Annotated in this window: 19 protein-coding genes; 11 read left to right on the forward strand and 8 right to left on the reverse strand. The window is 70.4% G+C overall.

The window, feature by feature from the left end:
• Positions 1-29: 29 nt before the first annotated feature.
• From ACZ5L9_RS10350 to ACZ5L9_RS10385, 8 genes are all read right to left on the reverse strand, one after another.
• Positions 30-779, reverse strand: coding sequence for a YveK family protein (locus ACZ5L9_RS10350; RefSeq protein WP_464527347.1), 750 nt, complete (start codon positions 777-779; stop codon positions 30-32).
• On the reverse strand, positions 766-2160 hold the full coding sequence (locus tag ACZ5L9_RS10355; protein ID WP_464527349.1) for an O-antigen ligase family protein: 1395 nt from the start codon (positions 2158-2160) through the stop codon (positions 766-768). The genes ACZ5L9_RS10350 and ACZ5L9_RS10355 overlap by 14 nt, the downstream gene beginning before the upstream one ends.
• Before the next feature lie 161 nt (positions 2161-2321).
• A complete protein-coding gene (locus ACZ5L9_RS10360; protein ID WP_464527351.1) occupies positions 2322-3521 on the reverse strand; it encodes a right-handed parallel beta-helix repeat-containing protein in 1200 nt (399 codons plus the stop codon).
• 62 nt (positions 3522-3583) lie between these two features.
• Positions 3584-5233, reverse strand: a complete 1650-nt coding sequence (locus ACZ5L9_RS10365) for a DUF4082 domain-containing protein (RefSeq protein WP_464527353.1) — start codon at positions 5231-5233, stop codon at positions 3584-3586.
• Positions 5234-5867: 634 nt separating this feature from the next.
• On the reverse strand, positions 5868-7004 hold the full coding sequence (gene wecB, locus ACZ5L9_RS10370; protein WP_464527355.1) for a non-hydrolyzing UDP-N-acetylglucosamine 2-epimerase: 1137 nt from the start codon (positions 7002-7004) through the stop codon (positions 5868-5870).
• Positions 7001-8257: a UDP-N-acetyl-D-mannosamine dehydrogenase gene (gene wecC / locus ACZ5L9_RS10375; RefSeq protein ID WP_464527356.1), complete on the reverse strand. Its 1257-nt coding sequence runs from the start codon at positions 8255-8257 to the stop codon at positions 7001-7003. The genes wecB and wecC overlap by 4 nt, the downstream gene beginning before the upstream one ends.
• Complete coding sequence (locus tag ACZ5L9_RS10380; protein WP_464527358.1) at positions 8230-9066, reverse strand: WecB/TagA/CpsF family glycosyltransferase; 837 nt, start codon at positions 9064-9066, stop codon at positions 8230-8232. The genes wecC and ACZ5L9_RS10380 overlap by 28 nt, the downstream gene beginning before the upstream one ends.
• Positions 9059-10225, reverse strand: a complete 1167-nt coding sequence (locus ACZ5L9_RS10385) for a hypothetical protein (RefSeq protein ID WP_464527360.1) — start codon at positions 10223-10225, stop codon at positions 9059-9061. The genes ACZ5L9_RS10380 and ACZ5L9_RS10385 overlap by 8 nt, the downstream gene beginning before the upstream one ends.
• A 79-nt stretch (positions 10226-10304) precedes the next feature.
• Here ACZ5L9_RS10385 and ACZ5L9_RS10390 point away from each other — a divergent pair, with 79 nt between their 5' ends.
• The 11 genes from ACZ5L9_RS10390 (at position 10305) to ACZ5L9_RS10440 (ending at position 23963) form a co-directional block, all read left to right on the forward strand.
• A complete protein-coding gene (locus tag ACZ5L9_RS10390; RefSeq protein ID WP_464527361.1) occupies positions 10305-11003 on the forward strand; it encodes a class E sortase in 699 nt (232 codons plus the stop codon).
• A gap of 72 nt (positions 11004-11075) precedes the next feature.
• Positions 11076-11891, forward strand: coding sequence for a 3'(2'),5'-bisphosphate nucleotidase CysQ (locus ACZ5L9_RS10395; RefSeq protein WP_464527363.1), 816 nt, complete (start codon positions 11076-11078; stop codon positions 11889-11891).
• A complete protein-coding gene (locus tag ACZ5L9_RS10400) occupies positions 11888-12670 on the forward strand; it encodes a siderophore-interacting protein (RefSeq protein ID WP_464527365.1) in 783 nt (260 codons plus the stop codon). The genes ACZ5L9_RS10395 and ACZ5L9_RS10400 overlap by 4 nt, the downstream gene beginning before the upstream one ends.
• Positions 12671-12853: 183 nt before the next feature.
• Positions 12854-14023 carry a PstC family ABC transporter permease gene (locus ACZ5L9_RS10405; RefSeq protein WP_464527367.1) on the forward strand — a complete coding sequence of 390 codons (1170 nt, stop codon included), beginning with the start codon at positions 12854-12856 and terminating at the stop codon, positions 14021-14023.
• A gap of 49 nt (positions 14024-14072) precedes the next feature.
• Positions 14073-15335 (forward strand): phosphate ABC transporter permease PstA, encoded by a 1263-nt coding sequence (gene pstA / locus ACZ5L9_RS10410; RefSeq protein WP_464527369.1) that lies wholly within the window; start codon positions 14073-14075, stop codon positions 15333-15335.
• On the forward strand, positions 15332-17020 hold the full coding sequence (locus tag ACZ5L9_RS10415) for a substrate-binding domain-containing protein (protein ID WP_464527371.1): 1689 nt from the start codon (positions 15332-15334) through the stop codon (positions 17018-17020). Before pstA ends, ACZ5L9_RS10415 begins: the two co-directional genes overlap by 4 nt.
• A complete protein-coding gene (locus ACZ5L9_RS10420) occupies positions 17017-19740 on the forward strand; it encodes a hypothetical protein (protein ID WP_464527373.1) in 2724 nt (907 codons plus the stop codon). Before ACZ5L9_RS10415 ends, ACZ5L9_RS10420 begins: the two co-directional genes overlap by 4 nt.
• Complete coding sequence (locus tag ACZ5L9_RS10425; RefSeq protein ID WP_464527375.1) at positions 19737-20669, forward strand: class E sortase; 933 nt, start codon at positions 19737-19739, stop codon at positions 20667-20669. Before ACZ5L9_RS10420 ends, ACZ5L9_RS10425 begins: the two co-directional genes overlap by 4 nt.
• A 43-nt stretch (positions 20670-20712) precedes the next feature.
• Positions 20713-22215 (forward strand): substrate-binding domain-containing protein, encoded by a 1503-nt coding sequence (locus tag ACZ5L9_RS10430; protein ID WP_464527377.1) that lies wholly within the window; start codon positions 20713-20715, stop codon positions 22213-22215.
• 162 nt (positions 22216-22377) lie between these two features.
• Positions 22378-23250 (forward strand): phosphate ABC transporter ATP-binding protein, encoded by an 873-nt coding sequence (locus ACZ5L9_RS10435; protein WP_464527379.1) that lies wholly within the window; start codon positions 22378-22380, stop codon positions 23248-23250.
• A gap of 23 nt (positions 23251-23273) precedes the next feature.
• Positions 23274-23963, forward strand: a complete 690-nt coding sequence (locus ACZ5L9_RS10440) for a lytic transglycosylase domain-containing protein (protein ID WP_464527381.1) — start codon at positions 23274-23276, stop codon at positions 23961-23963.
• Positions 23964-24071 lie beyond the last annotated feature (108 nt).

A 24071-nucleotide genomic window follows, 5' to 3' on the forward strand; every position in this document is an offset into this window, starting at 1 on the left:
GACGCCACGGGTGGCCGACGCCTCGACCCTCAGCGGACATCGGCGCGCGTCTTGCTCGTGGGGACCGTGCTCCTCGCCTGCTGCGCCCGCAGCACCGTCGGATCCTCCTCGTGCGCGGCGACGTCCTTGCTCTTCTTGCGCGCCCGCCCGGACGCGCGCGCTCCCATCGCCCGCGACTCGGAGCGACGGAGCAGCAGCCCGTCGATCGCACCCACCGACGCCATGAGCACGGCGAGCAGCAGGACGCTGGCAGCCACGACGGCACGCATCTGCTTCTTGATCACCCTGGTCGGCTGCTCGCTCGTCGTCAGGTGCACCGCGCTGATCTGGGCGTCGACGTTGATCGCGGCTGCGGACTGCAGGCGGGCAAGGACGTCGGGTACCTGCGCCTCGACGTCGTGGAGCACCGCAGCGGCGCCCTCGGAGGTCGGGCTGGTGGCCGTGATGATCAGGATCGGCGCGTTGGTGGTGTAGTCGGGCACGACGTCGTACGAGCCCCCGCCGGCCAGGTCCGCAGCCACGGCCTGGTGGGTCTCGTCGCCGTTCAGCGCTCGAATGACGACGCCCGACGCCTGACCCAGGTCGCTGAGCATGAGGTAGCGATTCTCGCTCGGGAACTCCGAGCTCTTCGGCGGCAGCAGGACAAGGCTCGACTTGGCCTCGTACTGCGCAGGCACGAGGTGGGCCACCGCGATGCCACCGCAGGCGGTCATCACCAGCGCGAGCAGGGTGAGCGGCCAGCGCCGCACCAGACTCCCCAGGAGATCAAGCAGATACATGGTTGCCGCCCCTTCGCCCCACGATGGGCTCCTTCGATGCGCCGTCGCGTCGGAATACGCGCGTCGTTGTTCGAGTACGTGCCTGGTGTGCGGTGCTGCCCGGGTCCTCGGAGGCCCAGGGTGGTCGTGCCCAGCGTCGTTCGCGTGGCAGGCCGCGCCGGCGTCGCGTCAGCCGCCACTGTGCGCCGGCCAGGCCCAGGATGAGGAAGAGCGTCCCCGCCGCCATCGGGAACCCGAGGCCGTCGTAGAACGCCAGGCCGACCGCCGCGGCGCACACCGATGCGGTCAGGCCCTGGGCCACCATGCGGTCGCTCGCGCTCGTCGCGGTCACCGCGACCACGCGCGAGCAGAGGATGGCGGTGAGCAGGAGCAACAGCATCGCCAGGCATCCAGCCACCCCGACCTCGATGAGCAGGCCCAGGTACTGGTTGTCGAGGATCCGGTACTTCGGCAGGAACGTCGCGAAGCCGCGACCGTAGACCGGTGAGCGCGAGATGAACTCGCCCGCCAGCGCGTACGAGCCGGTTCGCGATGCAGCGCTGCTGTCGTTGCTGATCCCGGTGAAGAGCTGGATGAGCGTCTCGACGAGGCCGGGGATCATGACGTACAGGGCGGTCACCAGCAGCGCCGTGCACGCGAGGGCGATCCGCCTGGTCGCGGAGGTCCAGCCGACCGCGAGGACGATCATCCCGACGGCGGCGCAGATGATGGCGGATCGGGAGATGGAGACGAAGACGGCGACCGACATGGTGGCCACCGGGCCCCACCGGAGCAGCAGGCTCCGGCCCTTGTCGATGATCGCCACGTTGATCGCGATGGGCAGGATCATCGTCAGGACGGCACCGAACTCGATGGGATGGATCGCCGTCCCGGCGGGCCGGTTGAATCCCGCCCGCGTCGCGACCTCGGCGAATGCCTGCGACGCGGTGAGTCCCGGGAACGGGATCATGTTGATCAGGGGGCGCCCGGTCGCGAACTGCGCCAGGCCGAGGAGGCCGAGGAGTCCACCGCCCAGGCAGAGTCGGCGCAGGACGGTGTCCAGGCGGCGCCGTGTCGGGATCCCGTCGTTGGCGACGAAGAGGATGCCGGCCCAGGAGACGAGCTCGACCAGGCCCAGCTGGGCCGTGCTCGACTCCGCCGGATCGATCGCCCGCGTCATCGCCGCGATGTAGCTGATCGCGAACGTGAAGATGAGCACGAGCATGGCCGTCCTCACCGGCTGGTGCCGGAATCCTGACGGTCGCGGTCGTCGGATGTGGAAGTAGGCCCACGCGCAGAACGCGCCGAGGCCGACGACGTCCGCGGGCGACCCCGCACCGCCGAGCGGCGCGAACGTGAGTCGCGACGGGACGGCGAGCAGGGCGACCCCGTAGATCGTCACGACGGTCGCGCCGTCAGGCCGTATCCGCCGCCGCCTCTCGGGCAGCGACGTGACACGGTGACTCACGTCCGATCCAGGCCCCACAGTTCACGGTAAGTGGGTGATTCCGCTGGTGACGCGGTGAGTCTTCGACACGTCCCCCAAGTTGGGTAGGCCGGAGGTCACCGCGACACGAGCGCACCGTCGTCGTCCCAGACGTTGTTGGACCAGGTGTTGCCGCTGCCGGTCTTGTCGAAGGCGGTGACGGGGCCGAAGACGCCGCCGGTGGGGTAGAAGATCCGCGAGAACCGGTTGCCGCTGATGGTGATGTTGTGGCTGATGCCCTTGCTTCCGCCACCGGCGTAGAGGGTGTAGCTGCCGCCTGCGATGAGGTTGTTGGTGACGGTGCGGTTGGCCTCGACGCCGAAGTCCTGGAAGAGGCTGATGGCGTCGGTCTGGTCGATCTGGTCGAGGATCGTGTTGTGGTTGATCGTCAGCGGCATGGTCGATCCGTTGGAGGAGAACCCGTTGACGTGGTCGCCCTCCTTCATCGCCATGTCATGGATGTAGTTGTCCTGGACGAGGCCCTCGTGGACCTGGATGCCGGTGTCGACACCGGAGATGTCGGTGTGCTCGATCCGGGTGCCGCTGGACGATCCGGTGACGTCCTTGATCCCGACCTCGAGCCGTTGGCCACCCGCGCCGCGGCTGATCTGGGTGTGGGCGATGGTCGTGTGCGAGGTGTCGTGGAGGCCGATGCCCCACCAGTCGCCGTTGCTGATCACGTGCACGTTCCTGATGGTCACGTTCGAGGCGTAGACCTCGATCGACCCGAGGACGACCAGGTTCTGCACGACCGCGCCGTTCTGCCGGATCGTCAGGTCGCCCCGGTGGGTCTGGAGGCGCGTGCCCCGGGTGACGCCCGTGGTGGAGGCGTCGGGGAAACCGCAGACCCGCGGCATCCACGAGCAGCCGCGCTTCGCCACGATCGTGCGCTGAGACGCGACGGCCAGGACCCTGGCGCCCCGACGGATCGTCGCGCTCACGTGGTGGGTGCCGGGATCGAGCCGTGGCAGCGTGACGCGCTCGCGGCCGTGGCGGACCGGGGTGCGCAGGACCGCGACGCGGCGGCCGTCGACGCGGACCGAGACCCGTGCGCCTCGGGGGGCGTGGCTCGTCCGGAGCGTCAACGTCGGCGCATGGCTGGACGAGGCCCACTGGGGCGCCTGGATCTTGATGGTGGCGGTGGCTCGGGGTGCCGTACGGGCCGAGGCCGCCTCTTCGCCGGTCCCGGCGGAGAGGGAGACCCCCACCAGTGCTGCGACCGCAGTCATGAGAAGGAGACGAGCGGGCAGCCGGCGGGAGCTGCGCTGGGTGAACATGGTTGCCCTCCTCGGGCGAATGCCGAAGGGGGTGGATCCTCGGATCCACCCCCTTCGAGGGGTCAGGGGTTGACGGGTGCCGACGTGTCGTCCCAGACGTTGTTGGACCAGGTGTTGCCGCTGCCGGTCTTGTCGAAGGCGGTGACGGGGCCGAAGACGCCGCCGGTGGGGTAGAAGATCCGCGAGAACCGGTTGCCGCTGATGGTGATGTTGTGGCTGATGCCCTTGCTTCCGCCACCGGCGTAGAGGGTGTAGCTGCCGCCTGCGATGAGGTTGTTGGTGACGGTGCGGTTGGCCTCGACGCCGAAGTCCTGGAAGAGGCTGATGGCGTCGGTCTGGTCGATCTGGTCGAGGATCGTGTTGTGGTTGATCGTCAGCGGGGTGGTCGATCCGTTGGAGGAGAACCCGTTGACGTGGTCGCCGGAGTTGAGGCGAAGGTCGTGGACGTAGTTGTCCTGGACGAGGCCCTCGTGGACCTGGATGCCGGTGTCGACACCGGAGATGTCGGTGTGCTCGATCCGGGTGCCGCTGGACGATCCGGTGACGTCCTTGATTCCGACCTCGAGGCGGTTCTTCGCCGGGTCGGATGAGATCTGGACGTGGTCGATCGTGGTGTTGGCGCTGCCGTGGAGGCCGATCGCCCACCAGTCGCCGTTGTTGATGACGTGCACGTTCTTGATGGTCACGTTCGAGGCGTAGACCTCGATCGATCCGTGCACGACCAGGTTCTGCAGCACCGCTCCGTTGGTGTTCACGGTGATGTTCTGGTTGGTCCGGTCCCAGGTCCAACCGCTGCCGCTGGTGGCGTTGCCGGGCACGTCGGTGAGCTGGGTGCCCGGCGTGACGCCGGTGTTGGTCGCGTCGGGGTATCCGCACGAGCTCGGAGCCGATGCACAGTTGCGTGCGCCCGCGGGGGCGGCGCTCGAGGTGGCGGTGGGCGTGCTCGGGGCCGTCGTGGCCGGAGCCGAGGTGGCCGGCTTGGACGGCTGCGTGGTGGCGGGGGCCGACGGAGCGGTGGTGGCCGGCGCGGTGCTCGGGGCCGAGCTCGGGGTCGTGCCCGATCCCGACGTCGAGCCGCCCGAGCCGGCGGCGTCGGGGGTGAACAGGACGTCCGCGTAGTAGCTCGCGTTCTGGTACGTCTGGGTGGGGAAGCCGCCCTTGGCGTTGTACACGAAGACGCCCGCCCCGGCGTTCGTGACGATGTGCCCGTGGGTACTGGCGCTCTTGAAGCCGCCGCTCGAGAACGCGTAGCCCGTGCTCGGGGCGAGATAGGAGACCACGTACGCCGTGTTCGCGTTGATGTGCACGGGGCTGCTGAAGGTGACCGTCTGCCAGCCCTTCGCGGTGCTGGTGGCGAAGGTGGCGGTGGCCAGCCGGGTGCCGTTGCCGGACCAGAGGCTGCCGGTGCGCTTGGCGGTCGTGGCCGGTCCGTAGTAGCGCATGCCCGTGACAGTGCCGGCGGTGGTGACGCTGAACCGGGTGCCGAGCTCGACCTGACCGGAGTCGGAGGCGACGGAGGGGGCCGTGCTGGCGGTGTAGATGGTCTCGGTGCCCGCGGCGGTCGAGGCCGAGCTCGACGAGGACGCGGTCGCGGCCGTGGCGGAGCCGTCGGCGATGGCGACGCCGCAGAGTGAGATGAGGGGGAGGCTGGCACCGACGATGTACGCGATTCGTCGGCGCGTGCGATGCGGGGTTGCCTGGCGGGGGAACATAGGGGGATCCAATCGGTCGGAGGCATGGCGGGGCCTCACCGTCTGGGGAGACGGACTTCGTGTGCTTCGAAATTCGGCGGGTGTCGATCGGGGTTGACGGCCTGCGTTGAAATTCGAGCGGATATACCTAATCTTGGGTAGAAGACTTCGGCGTTTCCGCTATCGCAACTTCCGCATCGTGCGGGGGTGGGCAGCTCGCGGATCGTGTCTCTGACGACGGCGTGCGCCGCGGCCGGTGTCGCCGGTCGCGGCGATGGTGCCGGTGCCCCGCACGAAGCTGATTGATGCTCCGATGCGGCGGCCCTGCCACCACGGGTGCAACGCCCTGCGAACGAGAACGACCCGCTGCTGCGCAGTCCTCATGAGAAGTGCGACGGGCTTCTGATCGCTCCCAGTCTCCGGAAGAAGTCCGGCTTGGCAAACTCATCGACCGAATGCGTCACTGACCTTTCGGACGCATTCCAGAGCTCTCGATATACCCAAAATGAGGGAGGGCGGCACGAGAAACTTTGCCTGGGGCCGCGCGTGTGGGAGTGGGCCGGACCCTGAGTGCGCGGTGAGAAATGTGTGATGGATCACATACCCAGCGGGGTATGTGATCCATCAGCGGGCGAGGACGCGGGCGCCCGAGAGGTCAGCAGGACCAGTCGGGCAGCCGCTCACCGACGCCGAAGAACGACTCCACCGCCGCCCGTACGCGCGCAGCGGCGAAGCCGTCGCCGTAGGGGTTCACCGCCTGCGCCATCGCGTCGTAGGCGAGCGGGTCGGTGAGGAGGCGGGCGGTCTCGGCGACGATCAGGTCCTCGTCGGTCCCGACCAGGCGCACCGTCCCGGCGGTGACGGCCTCCGGGCGCTCGGTGGTCTCGCGCAGTACGAGCACCGGCTTGCCGAGACTCGGCGCCTCCTCCTGCACGCCGCCGCTGTCGGTGAGGCAGAGCGTGCTCCGGGCCATCGCGTAGGCGAAGTCGGAGTATGAGAGGGGCGAGGTGACCACGATGTTGTCGAACCCCTCGAGCGGCGGCAGCAGCACCTCCCGTACGACGGGGTTGAGGTGCGCCGGCACCAGGAACCGCACCTCGGGGAACTCCTTGGCCAGCCGCGCGACGGCGTTGGCGCTGCGCGCCATCGGCGCGCCCCACGACTCGCGACGGTGGCTGGTGACCAGCACCCACGGGCCGTGGGCCATCGCGGTGACGGCGGGGTCGTCGAGCGGGAGCCGGCGCTCGACCACGTCGAGCAGCGCGTCGATCACGGTGTTGCCGGTGATGAGCGCGTCCGCCGGCGAGATGCCGTCGCGCATCAGGTTCGCGTGGGCCGACGCGGTGGGGGCCAGGTGCAGGGCGGCCAGCTGGGAGATCAGCCGCCGGTTGATCTCCTCCGGGAACGGGTCGTAGCGCTCCTGGGTGCGCAGCCCGGCCTCGACGTGGAGCACCGGCACCTGCTCGTAGAACGCGGCGAGCGCGGTGACGAAGGCGGTGGTGGTGTCGCCCTGGACGATGACGGCGTCCGGCCGCACCGACCGGATCGCCTCCACCATGCCGGTCAGGATCCGGCCGGTCATCTCGTGCAGCTCCTGCCGCGGCCGGATCACGTCGAGGTCGAGGTCGGGCACGATCCCGAAGAGGCGGTCGACCTGGTCGAGCATCGCGCGGTGCTGCCCGGTGACGCCGACCACCGTCTCGAGGTGGGGCGACTCCTGCAGGGCGCGTACGACGGGCGCGAGCTTGATCGCCTCTGGCCGGGTGCCGTAGACGACCAGGACCCGCTTCATCGCCAGAGCCCCCGGGTGTCGTAGACGACCTTGCCCGCGAGCCGCGAGCGGCTCAGCGAGCGGAAGTGGTCGTGGTCGACCAGCAGCACCACGATGTCGGCCGCGGCGATCGCGTCGCAGGCCGCCTCGAGCCGCACGTTGGGATACGCGGTGAGCTGCTCGGGCAGGGTGTGGATGTGAGGTTCGGCGACCCGGACGTCGAGGTCGGGCTGGTCCTCGGCGATCGCCCGTACGATGTCGATCGCCGGGCTCTCCCGCAGGTCGTCGATGTTGGCCTTGTACGCCAGGCCCAGGCACGCCACGGTCGGGTTGCGGAAGCGCTCGGTCTTGCGCGCCACCTGGGCGGCGACGTGATGCGGCTTGGCGTCGTTGATCATCCGGGCGGTCCGGATCAGCTGTGAGCCCTCGGGGTCCGCGCCGACGATGAACCACGGGTCGACCGCGATGCAGTGCCCGCCGACGCCGGGGCCGGGCGTCAGCACCTCGACGCGCGGGTGGTGGTTGGCGAGCCGGATCACCTCCCACACGTCCAGCTCGAGGTCCTCGCTGATCAGCGAGAGCTCGTTGGCGAAGGCGATGTTGACGTCGCGGTACGCGTTCTCGACGAGCTTGGCCATCTCGGCCGAGGCGGCGTCGGAGGTGACGATCTCGCCCTGGCAGAAGACCCGGTAGATGCTCGCCGCCTTCGCGGTGCAGCGGGGCGTGATGCCGCCGACCACCCGGTCGTTGGTGATCATCTCGATCATGATCCGGCCCGGCAGGACCCGCTCGGGGCAGTGCGCGACGTAGATGTCCGGCACGCCCTCGGAGGCGTGCGGCAGGACCAGGTCGGGCCGCAGGTCGGCGATCCACTCGCTGATCGAGCGGGTGGTGCCCGGGGGAGAGGTCGACTCGAGGATCACGACCTCGCCGCCGCGCAGCTTCGGCGCGATCGCCTCGGTCGCGGCACGGACGTAGTGGAGGTCGGCCTGGTGGTCCTCGGCGAACGGCGTCGGCACCGCGATGATGTAGGCGTCCGCCTCCGGGACCTCGGTGGTGGCCGTGAGGCGGCCCATCGCCACCGCGCCGCTGACCGCGGCGGCCAGGTCGGGCTCGATGAACGGCACCTCGCCGTTGGCGACCGACTTCACCGTCGCCTCGTTGACGTCGACGCCGATCACCTCGACGCCTCGCGTCGCGAGACAGGCGGCGGTGGGCAGGCCGATGTAGCCGAGCCCGATGACGGCTACGCGACCGTCGAACGTGTGATCCATGAGGGTTCCTCCGCGGAATCGGTGAGGGTGCCGGCAGTCGTGATGGCGTCGCACCGCCTGGGGTAGGGGATGCGGGGATGGACGAGCTCGGCGGCTGACATGCCGAGGAAGGCGACGTTGGTGGTGAGGTAGCGACGGCCGAGCCGGCCCGGCTCCTGCAGGACCCGGTAGGCCCACTCCATCCCGGCGCGCTGCCAGGCGGCAGGGGCACGCCGGGTGACGCCGGCGAGGACGTCGAAGGAGCCGCCGACCCCGTGCATGACCGGAACCCCGAGCAGGTCGCCGTACGTGCCGAGGAAGACCTCCTTCTTCGGGGTCGTCATGCCGAGGAAGAGCAGGTCGGCGCGGGACTCGACGATCTCGGCGGCGACCTCCGAGGACTCGTCCTCGGTGAAGTAGCCGTCGCGGCTGCCGACGATCTGTGCCCGGGGCCAGCGCTGCTCGATGGTCTCGTTGACGCGGGCCAGGACATCCGGCTGGGCGCCGAGCAGGTAGACCCGCAGGCCGTGCCGGTCGGCGAGGCCGAGCAGGGCCTCGAAGAGGTCGATCCCGGCGACGCGCTCCGGCAGCGGGCGGCCGAGCAGCCGGCTCGCCCAGACGATCGACTGGCCGTCGGCGAGCAGGACGTCGGCCTCCAGCAGCGAGTCGCGCAGGACGTGGTCCTGGGAGAGCTTCACCACCTTCGCGGCGTTGAGCACCCCGATCAGCAGACGGCTGCGGTCGACCACCGCCTGGTCGGCCAGGTCGACCACCTCGCTCAAGGTCAGGGGCGAGACGTCGAGGCCGTAGAGCCGGCAGCCGTCACTCATCGCCGCCTCCGGCGGGCAACCAGGCGTAGAGCAGCCAGCCGAGCTCGTACGGGCGGCACTCGTGGTCGATGGGCCCGGGCGGCAGCACCCGGTCCAGGCCCGGCACGTGCAGGCCGGGGCGTACGGACGTGGTCAGCGCGCCCGCCGCACGGGCCGCCTTGGGCGGCTCGCGGCGACCGACCTTGCGCCAGATCAGACCGTGCCGGTCGTGGACGAGCTCGTCGAGGGTCTCGGGATGGTTGAGCAGCCAGCTGGTCCCGCGCGCGATCGCCTCGCGGTGGTCGGCGCCGCCGCACTCCCACAGGTCGAAGAGGACCATCGGCGCCATCGCGTGCTGGTGGACGCTGTAGACCGGGTAGCGCTCGACCACGGCGCCGTCGCGGGAGTCGTAGTGCCACCACCACTGACCGGCCTCGCCCTGCGCGCCGACGATCGTCGCCGCGATCCGGTCAGCGCGGGCCAGCTGCGTAGGGTCACCGGTCAGGCGGGAGGCCAGCGCGAGTGCCTGCAGCGGGTAGACCTGGTCGGCGAAGCTGCCGACGTGTGCCCGCCAACGGGATCCGCTCGAGGCGGGCAGCATGTGGGCGAACGCCGGGCCGGCGTTGCGGCTGAGCAGCCCGGCCGTGGCGGTCACCAGGTCATCGGTGTCGCCGAGCGCATTGGCGCGTACCGCCGCGGTCAGCGTCCAGGAGGCGTCCACGGTCGGCAGCGGATGGCCGTCGCCGATCGCGGCCCGCAGCCGTGCGACGAGATGGTGGGCGTACGAGCCGGTCTCCGCGGCGGCCCACACGGCCAGCGCGATCGCGCCGACGTCGTCGGAGCCCTGCGCCCGGCGCACCACCAGCGCGGCGACCTCCGCGGCGGTCAGGCCGCCGAGGACCTCGCGCTGTCGGCCTAGTGGCAGCCGGCTCAGGCCGAGGGCTGCGATCGCGGCGTAGCGCTGGCTGGTGCCCTCGCGCTGGAGGTGCACTCCGGCAGGCTCGCGCACGGCCCGAACCGTCTGCGGAAAGCGGTCTGCGGTGGGGTCGTAGGCGGCGGCCAGGCCACGGGCGGCGAGCCGGCCGAGTTGGCCCATCCACTCGCCGAGGCCCGGCGAGATCTCGTCGATGGCGTCGGTCCGCGAACTGCTGACACGACTCTCAAAGGGAACGGCGACCATGGTGAAAACCTCGCGCGGACCTGAGCGCGACATGAGACGCTGAGGCATGGTTTCCCCGAAATGGGGGACTGCGGTTCGCGTGCCACGTCTCTCGGTCCCCGCCACCGTGTTCATCGCCGCCATCAGCGCCGTGGCCGTGCTGTCACCGCCCGGCGCGCAGGCCGCCTCGGTCCCGCACGCGGCGGCCCAGCAGAGTGGCCGCCCGGCCTGGTTCCCGGGTCCCGCGCACAGCGCCGCGATCGCCAGCGACGGTGGCTCGCGCAACGCCCGCCTGACGATCCCCGCGATCGGGATCCACAGCATGCCGGTGATCGCGTACCGCGGTCGCACCGACGACGGCGCCGGCACCGTCATCCAGAACCGCGGCATCGCAGCCGCCTCGATCGGCCCGGTCGGCCAGGGCGGTGGGGTCGGGCCGGGCGGCATCGGCAACTACATGATCGCCGGCCACCGCAGCTCCCACGGAGCGCCGTTCTGGCGGACGCCGTCGCTGCGTCGCGGCGCCCAGATCATGATCGACGCCGGCAAGTGGCGCTACCTCTACCGCGTGGTCCGGACGCGGTGGGTCGACTTCCGCTCGCCGCACTCGCTGCGGCTGCAGCGCGCCGCCGTGCCCGGCCACCCGGGCGTCCGCCCGCGGCAGGCCTGGCTGACGCTGTCCACCTGCGCCACCCCCGAGGACCACGCCCGCGGCGACTACTGGACCGACGCGCTCGGCAACCCCCAGCACCGGATCGACAAGGTCGCCGTCCTGGTCCACCGCCTCCCGCGCCCCTGACCCGCGCGACGCATCCCGCACCTGCGCGGTCTGGCCCGGGGCCGCGACCGGCGCTCCTTTAGGGTGGGCGCCATGACTGTGCCGACCGCCGAGATCATCGCCGACGACCATCTGCTCGCCGCCTGGCTGGCCGAGCAGGCGGGGGAGAGGCTGCTCGAGGTCCGCACCCAGGGCCTGGAGGGCAAGGAGCTCAAGGACGCCGGCGACCGCGCCGCGCACGAGCTGCTGATGGAGCTGGTCGCGACGTACCGACCCGACGACGCCGTCCTCTCCGAGGAGGGCGCCAACACCGAGGCCGACAAGGTCCGTCGTCTCTCCGCCGAGCGGGTCTGGATCATCGACCCCCTCGACGGCACCCGCGAGTTCTCCGAGCCGCCGCGCGACGACTGGGCGGTGCACGTCGCGCTCTGGTCCGAGGGCGACCTCATCGCCGGTGCCGTGGCGCAGCCGGCCCTGGCCGCCTCCGACGTGCAGAGCACCTTCCACACCGGCAACCCGCCGCAGGTCCCGGGGCTCGACGGTCTCGACCACCGCCGGGGCGAGCGGATCCGGATCGCCGTCAGCCGCAGCCGTCCGCCGGCGTTCGTCGCGGCCCTCGCCGAGGAGCTCGACGCCGAGCTGGTCCCGATGGGGTCGGCCGGCGTGAAGATGATGTCGGTGGTCCGCGACATCTCCGACGCCTACGTCCACGCCGGTGGCCAGTACGAGTGGGACTCGGCCGCCCCGGTCGCGGTGGCCCGTGCCGCCGGCCTGTTCACCAGCCGCGTCGACGGCTCGCCGCTGGAGTACAACCAGGACGACGTCTACCTGCCGGACGTGATCGTCTGCCGCCCGGAGCTCTCCGAGCAGATCCTCGCGTTCATCGCGAAGCACGGGACCGAGGCGTGAGCGCGCAGCGGCCGGAGCGGCCCGGCAAGCAGGAGAAGCCGCACACCGAGCTGATCGTCGTGGACCGCAAGCGGCTCACGCCGGGCATGGTCCGGGTGCACTTCCGCGCCGCCGACCCGCAGGCCTTCGCCGCCGCCTTCGGCGACAGCGCGTTCACCGACCGCTACGTGAAGCTGGTCTTCGACCAGCCCGACGGCAGCACGGTCCTGCGCACCTACACCGCGCTCGAGCCCGACGTCACCACTGGGACGCTCGCGATCGACTTCGTGGTGCACGGCACCGAGGGACTGGCCGGCCCGTGGGCCGCCGAGGCCGAGAGCGGGGACCGGATCCTGGCCCGCGGCCCGGGTGGCGCGTACGCCCCCGATGCGAGCGCCGACTGGCACCTGCTCGCGGCCGACGAGGCGGGTCTGCCCGCCGTCCGCGCCGCGCTCGGCGCCCTCGCCGACGACGCGCGGGGCCACGCCGTCCTGCACGTGCCCGACGAGGAGCACATCCAGGACCTGGCCGGCCCGGCCGGCGTCTCCATCACCTGGATCGTCTCGGCCGAGCCGGATGCGCTCACCCAGGCCGTACGCGAGGTGGAGTGGCTGGCCGGCCGTGTGCAGGCCTTCGTCCACGGCGAGGCCCAGTCGGTCATGCACGGCATCCGCCCCTATCTGCTCAAGGAGCGCGACCTCCCGCGCGTGGACGTGAGCATCTCGGGCTACTGGCGCCGGGGCCGGACCGAGGAGGGCTTCCGGGCCTGGAAGCAGGAGCTCGCGGCCGCGGAGGCCTGAGTCGGCGGAGAGCGCTCTCAGCCTCGCGGGTGTGGCCCGGCGCACACCCTGAATTTGTTGGCCTATAACCGGGTTTGCGTTAACTGGTCGTTCACCAAGTGCGGACCCATTGGTCGGCTGGTGTCCCCAGTATTGCGGCGCATGTGACCGCCGCCTTCGGGCGACGACCTTAAGGCCAACCGCTTGACCACCTTGCCGCTGTCGGACCCCGCGTCCGACGTAAAGCCCCCCGCCACGCCGCGTCGGATCTCCCGCAAGCCGACCGGCGGTGATGCGGTCTTCGCCCATACCTTCCGCGTGATCGGCGCCTCCGTGCTGGCCATCACCGGCGGCATCGGCGTCTTCCTGGCCTACCAGTCGATCCCGACGCTTCGGCACTACGGCCTCAGCTTCTTCACCGAGCACCAGTGGGACATCGGCCACGACGTCCTCGGCATCGCGGCGGTGCTCTCCGGCACGGTCCTGATCGCGCTCGTCGCGCTGACGATCGCCTTCCCGCTCGCGCTCGCCACCGCCATCTTCATCACCGAGTACGCGCCGCCGAGGATGCGCTCGACGCTCGTTGCGGCGATCGACCTGATGGCGGCCATCCCCTCGGTCGTGTACGGCCTGTGGGGCGTCTTCCTCATCCAGCCGCACGCGGCGTACTTCTCGCTCTTCGTCCAGCGCACCTTCCAGCCGCTGCTGGTCCACGGCACCGCCCGCACGATCGTCATCCTGCTGATGGTCATCGGCGTGGTCGCCGGCCTGGGCATGCGCTTCGGCATGCGGATCAAGAACCGCTGGCTGTGGGTGCCCTTCGGCATCGCGATCGCCTCGGCCGTCGCGCTGCTCCCGCTGCTCACCGTCGTCGGGGCCGACCCGAACGCCGCGGTCCCGGACATGACCCGCTACACCGCCAGCGCGTTCATCGCCGGCCTCGTCGTCGCGATGATGGTGATGCCGATGGGGTGCTCGGTCATCCGCCAGGTCTTCAGCCAGACCCCGGAGGGCGAGAAGGAGGGCGCACTCGCGCTCGGTGCCACCAAGTGGGGCATGGTCCGTACGGTCGTCCTGCCGTTCGGCGCCGGCGGCGTCATCGGCGGCACCATGCTCGCCCTGGGTCGTGCGCTCGGCGAGACCATGGCGGTCGTCATGATCGTCAGCCCCGACTACATCATCAAGGGCCGGATCTTCGAGATCGGCAGCCAGTCGGTGGCCTCGCTCATCGCAAGCCAGTTCGCCGAGGCCCAGGGCATCCAGGTCTCCGCGCTGCTGACCGCCGGCTTCGTCCTGTTCGTCCTCACGCTGGTCGTCAACACGCTCGCCGCGATCGTGGTCGGCCGCTCGCGCTCGGGAGCTGAGACCTCATGAGCATCCCCTTCGAATGCTCGCTGCGCTCCGCCTCGAACGGGGACCCCGCATGACGACCACCATCGAGCCCACCACCGGCGCGGTCCTCCCGCAGCGCGTCGCCACGACGCACCTGCCGACGAAGGACGCCGGGGTCCGCCCGGTCCCGCGCGCCAAGCTCGGCGGCCTGCCGCTCGAGAACCACTTCCTCACGTGGGGCGCGCGCCTGGCGGCCGTCGGCATGGCCTGGGTCATCACCCAGCGCCTGTTGCCGTGGCACGGCCTCGGCTGGTTCGTGGTCGTCTTCGCGCTCTGCAACGTGCTGTTCCTCGCGGTCGGCACGGCGACCTTCGACAGCAACGTCGCCGTCTCCGACCGGGTCGCGCAGTGGTTCGTCTCGTCGGCCGCGGTCGTCGTCTTCGTCGCGCTCGGCTCGGTCATCGTCTACGTGCTCCACCGCGGCTGGCCGGCCCTGCACCACCTGAACTTCTTCACCCACGACATGTCCGGCGTCAGCTCCAAGGACCCGCTGACGATGGGCGGCATCAAGCACGCCATCGCCGGCTCGGTGGTCCAGCTCGGCATCGCCGCGGCGATCTCGCTGCCGCTCGGCATCGGCACCGCCGTCTTCATGAACGAGGTCGGTGGCAGCTTCGCCAAGGTCGTCCGTACGGTCGTCGAGGCGATGACCGCGCTGCCCGACATCCTCGCGGGCCTGTTCATCTACACGGTCTGGATCATCGCCTTCGGCCTGCCGAAGTCCGGTCTGGCCGCCGCGCTCGCGATCAGCGTCATGATGCTGCCGATCATCGCGCGCACCTCCGACGTCGTCCTGCGCGTCGTGCCCGGCACGCTGCGCGAGGCCTCGTACGCGCTCGGCGCCAGCCGCTGGTCGACGGTGTGGAACGTCGTGCTTCCGACCGCCCGCTCGGGTCTCGCGACCGCCCTGATCCTCGCGATCGCGCGCGGTATCGGTGAGACCGCCCCGGTGCTCATCACCTCGGGCAACTCGCCGTTCCTCCACCTCAACCCGACCAGCGGCGTGATGACCTCGCTGCCGCTGTTCATCTACGACGGCGCCCGCAGCGGCGAGGAGATCCAGATCACCCGGGCCTTCGGCGCCGCCGCGGTGCTCCTGATCCTGGTCCTCGTCCTCTTCACCACGGCGCGCTACCTGGCCCGCCCCGCGTCCAACAAGCCGTCGCTGCTGAGCAGGATCACGAAGATCCGCTTCCCGCAGATCCGGCCCGGCGTCGACGAGCGCGCCGCGACCCGTCCGTTCGACCTGGGCCTCCCAGCCACTCCGCCTGCTTCTAACGAGGACACCCTGTGAACCGCCTCTTCTCCCGTCGCGCCCGGTGGCGCGTGCTTCTCCTCGCGCTCCTGTCGGGTGCGGTCCTGACGCACACCGTCGGGCCCGCCTCCGCCGAGTACGCCTCGATCGAGGGCTCCGGCTCGACCTGGGCGTACACGATCGTGCAGCAGTGGATCGCCGACGTGTCCAAGAGCGGCATGCAGGTCACGTTCAACAACAACGGCTCCTCGCAGGGTCGTAAGGACTTCTCCGGCTACGTCACCGACTTCGGCGACTCGGACATCCCCTACCAGGGCATCGACCCGGTGACCCACCAGCAGGACAGCTCGACGCGTCCCTACGCCTACCTGCCCGTCGTGGCCGGTGGCACCGCGTTCACGTACCAGATCCTGGTCGCCGGCAAGAAGGTCACCAACCTGCGGCTGTCCGGCGAGACGATCGCGAAGATCTTCACCAACCAGATCACCAACTGGAACGACCCGGCGATCACCAAGGACAACAACGGGCACGCGCTGCCGTCGCTGCCGATCACCCCGGTCGTCCGCTCGGACGGCTCGGGCGCGACCGCCCAGTTCACCCTCTGGATGGACAAGCAGTACCCGTCGGTGTGGCGTGCCTACAACGGCGCCTCCGGCCTGACCTCGCTCTACCCGCGCAAGGGCCGCCAGATCGCTGCCGCCGGTGACGACGGCATCATGAACACCGTCTCCGCGGCGACCGGCAACGGCACGATCGGCTACGCCGAGTACTCCTACCCGCTCAACGCGAACTACCCGGTCGCCTACGTCGAGAACAAGGCCGGCTACTTCGTCCAGCCGACCCAGTACAACGTCGCCGTCGCGCTCACGAAGGCCCGGATCACCGGTTGCGACAGCAACGGCAACTGCAGCCCGGCGGGGCTCCCGGCGAACACGTACCTCAACCAGAACCTCGACGGCGTCTACGCCTCGACCGACCCGCGCACCTACCCGGTCTCGTCGTACTCCTACATGATCATCCCGACGTCGAACACCGATCGCCGGATGACGCCCGCCAAGCGCCAGACGCTGGCCGACTTCCTGACCTACTCGCTGTGCGCGGGCCAGAGCGAGGCGGGCCCGTACGGCTACTCGCCGCTGCCGCTCAATCTGGTCAAGGCCGCCTTCGGGCAGGTCCAGAAGCTCGGTCCGACCGCCGAGGGTGGCGCCGTCTCGGGCGTCACCGTCAAGGACCCGACCGCGAACCTGCAGGGCTGCGACAACCCGACCTTCGTGAAGGGCAACCTCGCCGCCAACCACCTCGCCCAGGTGGCCCCGCAGCCGCTGTCGTGCCAGAAGGCCGGCAACGACCCGTGCGGCACGACCGTCGTCGCCCCGGGCACCACCACACAGGCCGGCAGCAACGACGTCGCCGGCTCCAAGGGCGGTACGACCACCGGCACCGGTGATGCACCCGCGACCGGGAACGGCCCGGCCGCGTCCGGAGGCAATGCTCCGGCAGCCGGGGTCGTCGATCCCGCGACCGGCGCCGTCACGGGTGATGCGACCGCCACGAGCGGCACCGGCGTCACCGCGACCGCCAACGCGATCGAGCTCAGCGCGTCGCACTCCAGCGACAACCGGGTCTTCGGCTGGGTCTCGGTGATCGAGCTCGCCGCCCTGGTGCTCGCTCCGGGTCTCTACGTCGCCTTCCGGCGCCGGCTGAAGGCGGGGGAGAACGCATGACGACGCTGAGGCTGATCGCGGGCGACCACATCGCCCGTCGCCTTGCCGCGCTCGCCGGAGTGCTGGCGCTGCTGCTCGGCGTGCTCGCCGCGCTGCCGGGCCAGGCGAGCGCCGCGAGCGACGCTCCGGCGTACTCGAAGACCCAGAAGCTGACCCGCACGTACTACGTGCCGGGTGCCGCGACCTCGACCCCCACTGACGACGCCAGCGCCGATCCGAGTGCGACCGACTCGCCCAGCCCTGCGCCGCAGGGCGACCTGAAGTCGGTCTCCAACACCGTCACGGTGCGGGCGAACAAGACGACCAACCTGCAGAGCCGCGAGCGGATCAACATCACCTGGTCAGGCGCGCACCCGACCGGTGGCCGGGCGCTCAACCCGTACGGCATCAACGGTGTCGCGCAGGAGTACCCGATGATGATCATGGAGTGCCGCGGTCTCGACGACGCGTCGCTCCCGGCAGCGCAGCAGCTCTCACCGGACACCTGCTGGACCAGCACCTGGAACCAGCGCACGACCCAGGCGGACCCGGCGCACGCGACCTGGCTCTTCGACGCCCAGGGCGACGACCCGGTGACGGATCCGAGCACGGCGACGCCCGGGATCTCCGGCGTCGACCCGTCGACGCTGAGCGCCGACTGCCAGCCCTCGGCCAGCTACGCCTACCACATCACGCCGTTCGTCTCGGCGCCCACGTCGGCGGACAAGAGCACCAAGTCCTACGACGAGTGCAACGACTCGACGATGCCGCCGTCCGCGTCCAACAACGCCGGCGAGCCGACCAACGAGATCTACGCCTACACCGCGCCGAACGGCTCCGGGTCTGCGGAGTTCGAGGTCCGCACCAAGATCGAGAACGAGGCGCTCGGCTGCTCGCAGACGGTGCCGTGCTCCGTCGTCGTCATCCCGATGATGGGCGTCGACTGCGCCTCGCTCGCCGACCCGTGCAACGGCACCGGCAACTTCGAGCCGGGCTCGCTCAACACCGACAGCTCCTCGCCCGACGACGCGCTCTCGCCGCTCTACTGGTGGTCGCCGTCCAACTGGGACCGTCGCTTCACCATCCCGCTGACGTTCGCGCCGCCGCCGGACACCTGCTCGATCAACGGCACGGGCTCGCCGGTGCCGTTCTACGGCTCCGAGCTGCTCAGCCAGGCGGCGCTGCAGTGGGCCCCGGCGTACTGCCTCAACAAGCAGCGCTTCAACTGGCAGGCCGACTCCATGCCGGATGACGCCGCCACCAAGCTGGTGCTGAGCGGCCAGGCGATCGCCTCGCAGCCCGCCGGCCGCAGCGAGGGCGACGAGGGGCTGGCGTACGCGCCGACGGCGGTCAGCGGCTGGGGGATCGCGTTCAACGTGGACCGTCCCAACGGGAGTCTGGTCACGTCGCTCAAGCTCAACGCGACCCTGCTCGCGAAGCTGCTGACCGAGTCCTACCCCGGCAACAACTTCACCAAGCGTGCTCACATCGGCGCCAACGGGAAGGCCGATCTGGCGGACAACCCGCTCTCGATCAACCTGGACCCGCAGTTCCAGGCGCTCAACCCGGGCCTCAACCAGATCTCCTTCACCGAGGCCGCTTCGACGCTGCTCTCGATCAACACGCCGTCGGCGGTGATCCAGTCGCTGACCTCCTACATCGAGTCCGACCCGGCCGCGATGGCCTGGCTCAAGGGCAAGCCCGACCAGTGGGGGATGAGGGTCAACTCGTACTACAAGGGCATGCAGCTCCCGGTCAGCACCTGGCCGCTGCTCGACCAGTGGGTCCCGACCAAGACGGGCAACGCCTGCCTCGACGCCAACCCGGCGCCGTACATGTCGAAGATCGCCTCGCCGGTGAGCAGCTTCTCGCTGATCGCCCGCTCGATGCTGCTGAGCTGGCCCAACGTGGCCACCCTCTGCACGCTCGACTCGACGTCCAACACCTGGACCATGGGCCGCATCGGCCAGGAGGGCATCGGCCGCCGCCTCGAGCTCGGCCTGGTCACGCTCGGTGACGCCGCCCGCTATGGCCTGAGCGTCGCCGGCCTGCAGGCCTCCCCGAACCACTACGTGGCCGCCGACCAGAGCGGCATCGACGCCGCGGTGAAGCTGATGAAGCAGCCGAAGGCGGACAAGCCGTTCGCCCTGACCCAGGAGACGGTGCGCAAGAGCAAGTCCGCCTACCCGGGCACGCTGGTCGTGTACACGGCCGCCAAGGCGCGCGGGCTGGCCAAGGCCGACGCGGGCCACGTCGCCCAGTTCATCCAGGTGTCGAGCTCCGAGGGCCAGGTCCAGGGCCGGGGCAACGGCCAGCTGCCGGCTGGCTACGTCCCGATCACCAAGTCGGGCACGACCGCCAAGCTCTACGCCGCGGCCCAGGTCGCCGGCAAGGCGATCCTCGCCCAGAAGGGCGTTCCCGGCGACGGCGGTGGCGGGGGCACCGGCACCACTGACACCCCGAGCGGTGGCAGTGATGGAGGCACCGCGATCGGCGGTGGCACTACCCCGGGGGTCGCGCCGCCGGCCGTCGCGCCCGCGCCGACCGACGTCGTCGGTGGTCCCTCCACGACGACCACCGACGGCACCACGACCACCGCGGGCGCCCCGGTCGTGAAGACCACGCTGGTCAGCTCGAAGGTGGGCGGGAGTGCGCTGCCGCTGCTGCTCGCCGGCGGTCTCGCGGCCCTCGTCATCTCGCTCGTGCTGCGCGTCGCGCTGCTGGTTCGGAGCGTCAAGTGAGCGCCACGACCGCCCCCGTCTCGGGCGCTCGCAAGAAGAGCTCGATCCTGACCCAGGAGCGGCGTGCTGTTCGCCCCGGCGAGACCGAGGAGGCCTTCGAGGTCGCCTCGTCGGCGCTGACCATCGTCGCGATCGTCTGCGTCTGGATGGTGCTGCAGCTCCTGGTCCTCGGCGGCCTGAGCCAGCTGCGCAGCCAGCACCTGCTCTACGACCAGTTCCGCGGCGAGCTCGCGGCGGCGACGGCGCCGACCGGTGCCCTCGACTACAACGGTGACGTCGTGGAGCGCGGCGCCCCGGTCGCGATGCTCGCCATCCCCTCGCTCGACCTCGAGCAGGTCGTCGTCCAGGGCTCGACGTCGCGCGACCTGATGGCCGGGCCGGGCCACCTGCCCTCCACCGTCCTTCCGGGGCAGCAGGGCGTCTCGGTCGTGATGGGCCGCGCCAGCACGTACGGCGCACCGTTCCGCAATATCGGCAGCCTGCGGGCCGGGGACCAGATCGTGGTCCAGAACGCCCAGGCGTCGGTGACGTACAAGGTCGAGGACGTCCGCCACGCCGGCGATCCCGTGCCGCCGGCGCTGACCGGAACGGAGAGCCGGCTCACCCTGGTCTCTGCCGACAGCACCGGCTTCCTCTCCGCTCTGCGCCCGCGCGACGCGATCTACGTCGACGCGCTCGCCGAGAAGGGCACCGGCGCGGGCTACACCGCCGGCGCCGCCTCGGCCGACGCGGTGATGGCGCACGACACCAGCGTGCTGCCGCTGCTGTCCCTCTGTCTCGCGCTGCTGATCGCCCTGGTATTGGGCGTGAGTGTGGCGCGACGCCACGTGCGGGTGTCGCTGGTGTGGCTCGTCGCCGCGCCGGTGGCGATCGCGCTGGCCTGGGTGACCACCGACCAGGTGGTCGCCCTCCTACCGAACTTGATGTGAACCCACATCAGGACGTCATAGAACAAGAATCAGGGAGCAACTGATGTTCGTTCGCAAGAACACCGCGAAGCTGGCTGTGGCCGGTCTGGCGACCAGCGCGGTCGCCTTCGTCGCTCTGTCGTCGGCCGGTGCCGCGACCGCGCTCAACACCAACCTGAACCAGGGTGCGACCGCCACCTCGACGCCGGTCGCCTCGACCGTCGACGGCAAGGGCAGCATCGTGTTCGCCGGTTCCGACACCATCCAGTACGTCGTCGCCGACCTGGCCGACGAGTGGAACAAGAACCACGCCTCCGACAAGCTCGGCGGCAAGACGTACAATATGCTGAGCTACAACGCTCTCGCCAACGACGGTGGCGCTGTCGCCAACCTGACCGGCTGGAACGGCGTCAACGGCGACACCAACGCAAACATCACCACCCCGAACGGCTCGGGCGGCGGCCTGAAGCTGCTCGGCGCCTCCGAGGCCAACGGTGGCTCGGTCATCTCCTACGCCCGCTCGTCCTCGGCCCCGGACGCCTCTGACCTGCTGAAGAACGGCAAGACCAGCGACGCGACCGGCTACCCGTTCGCCGTCGACACCGTCGTCCTCGCCGTCTCGGCGAAGAACACGGCCGCTCCGGAGTCGCTGAACGACCAGCAGGTCCTCTCGATCTTCAACGGCACCGACACCAACTGGTCGCAGGTGGGTGGCAAGGACGGCAAGATCGACGCCTACGTCCCGAAGTCGGGCTCCGGCACCGCCAAGTTCTTCGGCTCCTCGATCGACTCGATCAACGTCGCCGCCGGTGGCGCGAAGCTCTCCGACGGCAACGGTGGCCTCCCGGGCATCCCGAACACCTACGTCCCGAGCGCCGGCGCGGCCGCCGTCAACGTCCCGGAGCACTCCGGTGCCCCGCTGGCCGCCGACACCAACGGCGTCGTCCCGATCTCGCTGGGCCGCGCCAAGCTGTGGAACCTCACCGCTCCGGCCGACCAGAAGCTCCGCATCATCAAGGGCTTCAAGGAGCAGCGCGCGCTGTGGCTGTTCGCCCGTAACAGCGCGAACAGTGCTCAGCAGAATGACCAGCACGCGTTCGACCAGGGCACCCTCGCAGGTGGCGCCGTCACCAACGGGCTCTTCGGCGCCAACGGCACCGTCGGCTTCTTCTGCACCCCGGCCGCCCAGGCCATCGTCGCGGCCGACGGGTTCTTCCCGCTGACCTCGAAGTACTGCGGTGTCTCGAAGCAGACCACCGGTGACATCATCTCCGCGAACGCCACCGGCGACCACATCGCTCCGGCCGACATGATCGTCGCGAACCCGCTGCTCGACCTCGAGGCCGCCTCGACGCCGACCACCGGCACGTCGACCCACTCGGACCCGAACGCGGCCGCGCTCAAGGTCGCCAAGGCCAAGCTCGCCAAGGACCAGAAGGCCCTCAAGGCTGCCAAGAAGCAGCTCAAGAAGGCCAAGGGCCACAAGAAGGTCGTCCTGAAGAAGAAGATCGCCAAGATCAACAAGTCGATCAAGGCTGACAAGAAGAAGGTCGCCTCGCTCGCCTGATCCCGCCGCAGCCGAGGCTGTACGGATCACAGCGACACTCCGTGCCGGCTCGGGGCTCTGCCCCGGGCCGGCACCACCCCGAAGCACCACCCCGAAGCACCACCGAAAAGCATCACCCCTCGGAAATAGAACTTTCCCGAGCAATCAGAGAGACTTTGAGCCATGACCACCGCCGAGCCCACCCAGGTGATCCCCACCGTCGACTCGGACCGACGCGACGTACCGACGCCCGGGGCAGCGTCGTGCGGCCCGAAGGGGCCGCTGGCCACTATCGAGGCCCGCGACGTCTCCTGCTGGTTCGGTGACCGGCTCGTCCTCGACCGCGTCTCGCTGACCATGCAGGCCGGCGAGATCACCGCGCTCATCGGCCCCTCCGGCTGTGGCAAGTCCACCTTCCTGCGCACGCTGAACCGCATGCATGAGCTCGTGCCCTCCGCCAAGCTCGGCGGCCAGGTGCTGCTCGACGGCGAGGACATCTACGCCGCGGAGAAGAAGCTGACCGACGCCCGCCGCGACATCGGCATGGTCTTCCAGCGCCCCAACCCGTTCCCGGCGATGTCCATCCGCGACAACGTCCTGGCCGGCCTCAAGCTCACCGGCGCCAAGGCGTCCAAGTCCGAGCGCGAGGAGCTCGTCGAGCGCTGCCTCAAGCTCGGTGGACTCTGGAACGAGGTCAAGGACCGCCTCGACGCGCCCGGCGGCGGCCTCTCCGGCGGTCAGCAGCAGCGCCTGTGCATCGCCCGCTCGATGGCGATCAAGCCGCGCGTGCTGCTGATGGACGAGCCCTGCTCGGCGCTCGACCCGACCTCCACCCGCGTGATCGAGGAGTCGATGAAGGAGCTGGCCGAGGAGGTCACCATCGTCATCGTCACCCACAACATGCAGCAGGCCGCCCGCGTCTCCGACAAGACGGCCTTCTTCCTCGCAGCCCAGGGCACCCCCGGCGGCATCGTCGAGCACGGCGACACCGAGGCGATGTTCAGCAACCCGCAGGACCCGCGCACGGCCGACTACGTCAACGGCCGCTTCGGGTGAGTCGTCTCCACCGTTGGCTTCCGGTGGCGGCGGGCATCCTCGTCGTCACCGTCCTCGGGTACGTCGCGTGGGCCTTCGCGTCCTCGTCCGATGCCCAGCCGATGGCCTACGCCGAGGCTCCGGTCTCGGCGGCCGGGGCTGGGGACCCGCGTGTCGCGGCCCCGAGCAAGCCGGTCGAGTCGGCCCCCGCTCCGGCGGCGGCCGCTGCCTCCGGCATCAAGAACCCCGATCCGGCCTGGGTGGCGCGGACCGCAGCCGCCGCCGGGATCCCGGTCCCGGCGATGCGCGCGTACGCCCGCGCCCAGCTCGCCCGCCCCGCCGGCTGCGCGATCGGCTGGACCACCCTCGCCGGCGTCGGCTGGATCGAGTCCCAGCACGGCACCCTCGGCGGTCGCACCCTCGGCGACGACGGCCTGTCCTCGACGCCGATCGTCGGCCCCGCCCTCGGCGCCCTCGACCACGCCTACGGCCCGATGCAGTTCATCCCCGACACGTGGGAGCGCTGGGCGGCCGACGGGGACGGCGACGGCCTGGCCGACATCAACGACATCGACGACGCCGCGATGACGGCGATGCGCTACCTCTGCGGCGCCGGCTTCGACATGGCGACCGGTCAGGGCTGGTCGCAGGCGATCTTCGCCTACAACCACTCGCAGGAGTACGTCGACAACGTCTACGCCGCCGCGCAGACATACGCCCAGCGCACCAGCTGACCGACTCGGCCGTCCGGCACCGCCGACTCGGCCCTCCGGCACCGCCGACTCGGCCCTCCGGCACGCTGGTGTGCCGTCGTGACGTCACCGCTCGTCCCGCGGGTCATC

Source organism: Nocardioides sp. JCM 18998 (genome assembly GCF_055391535.1).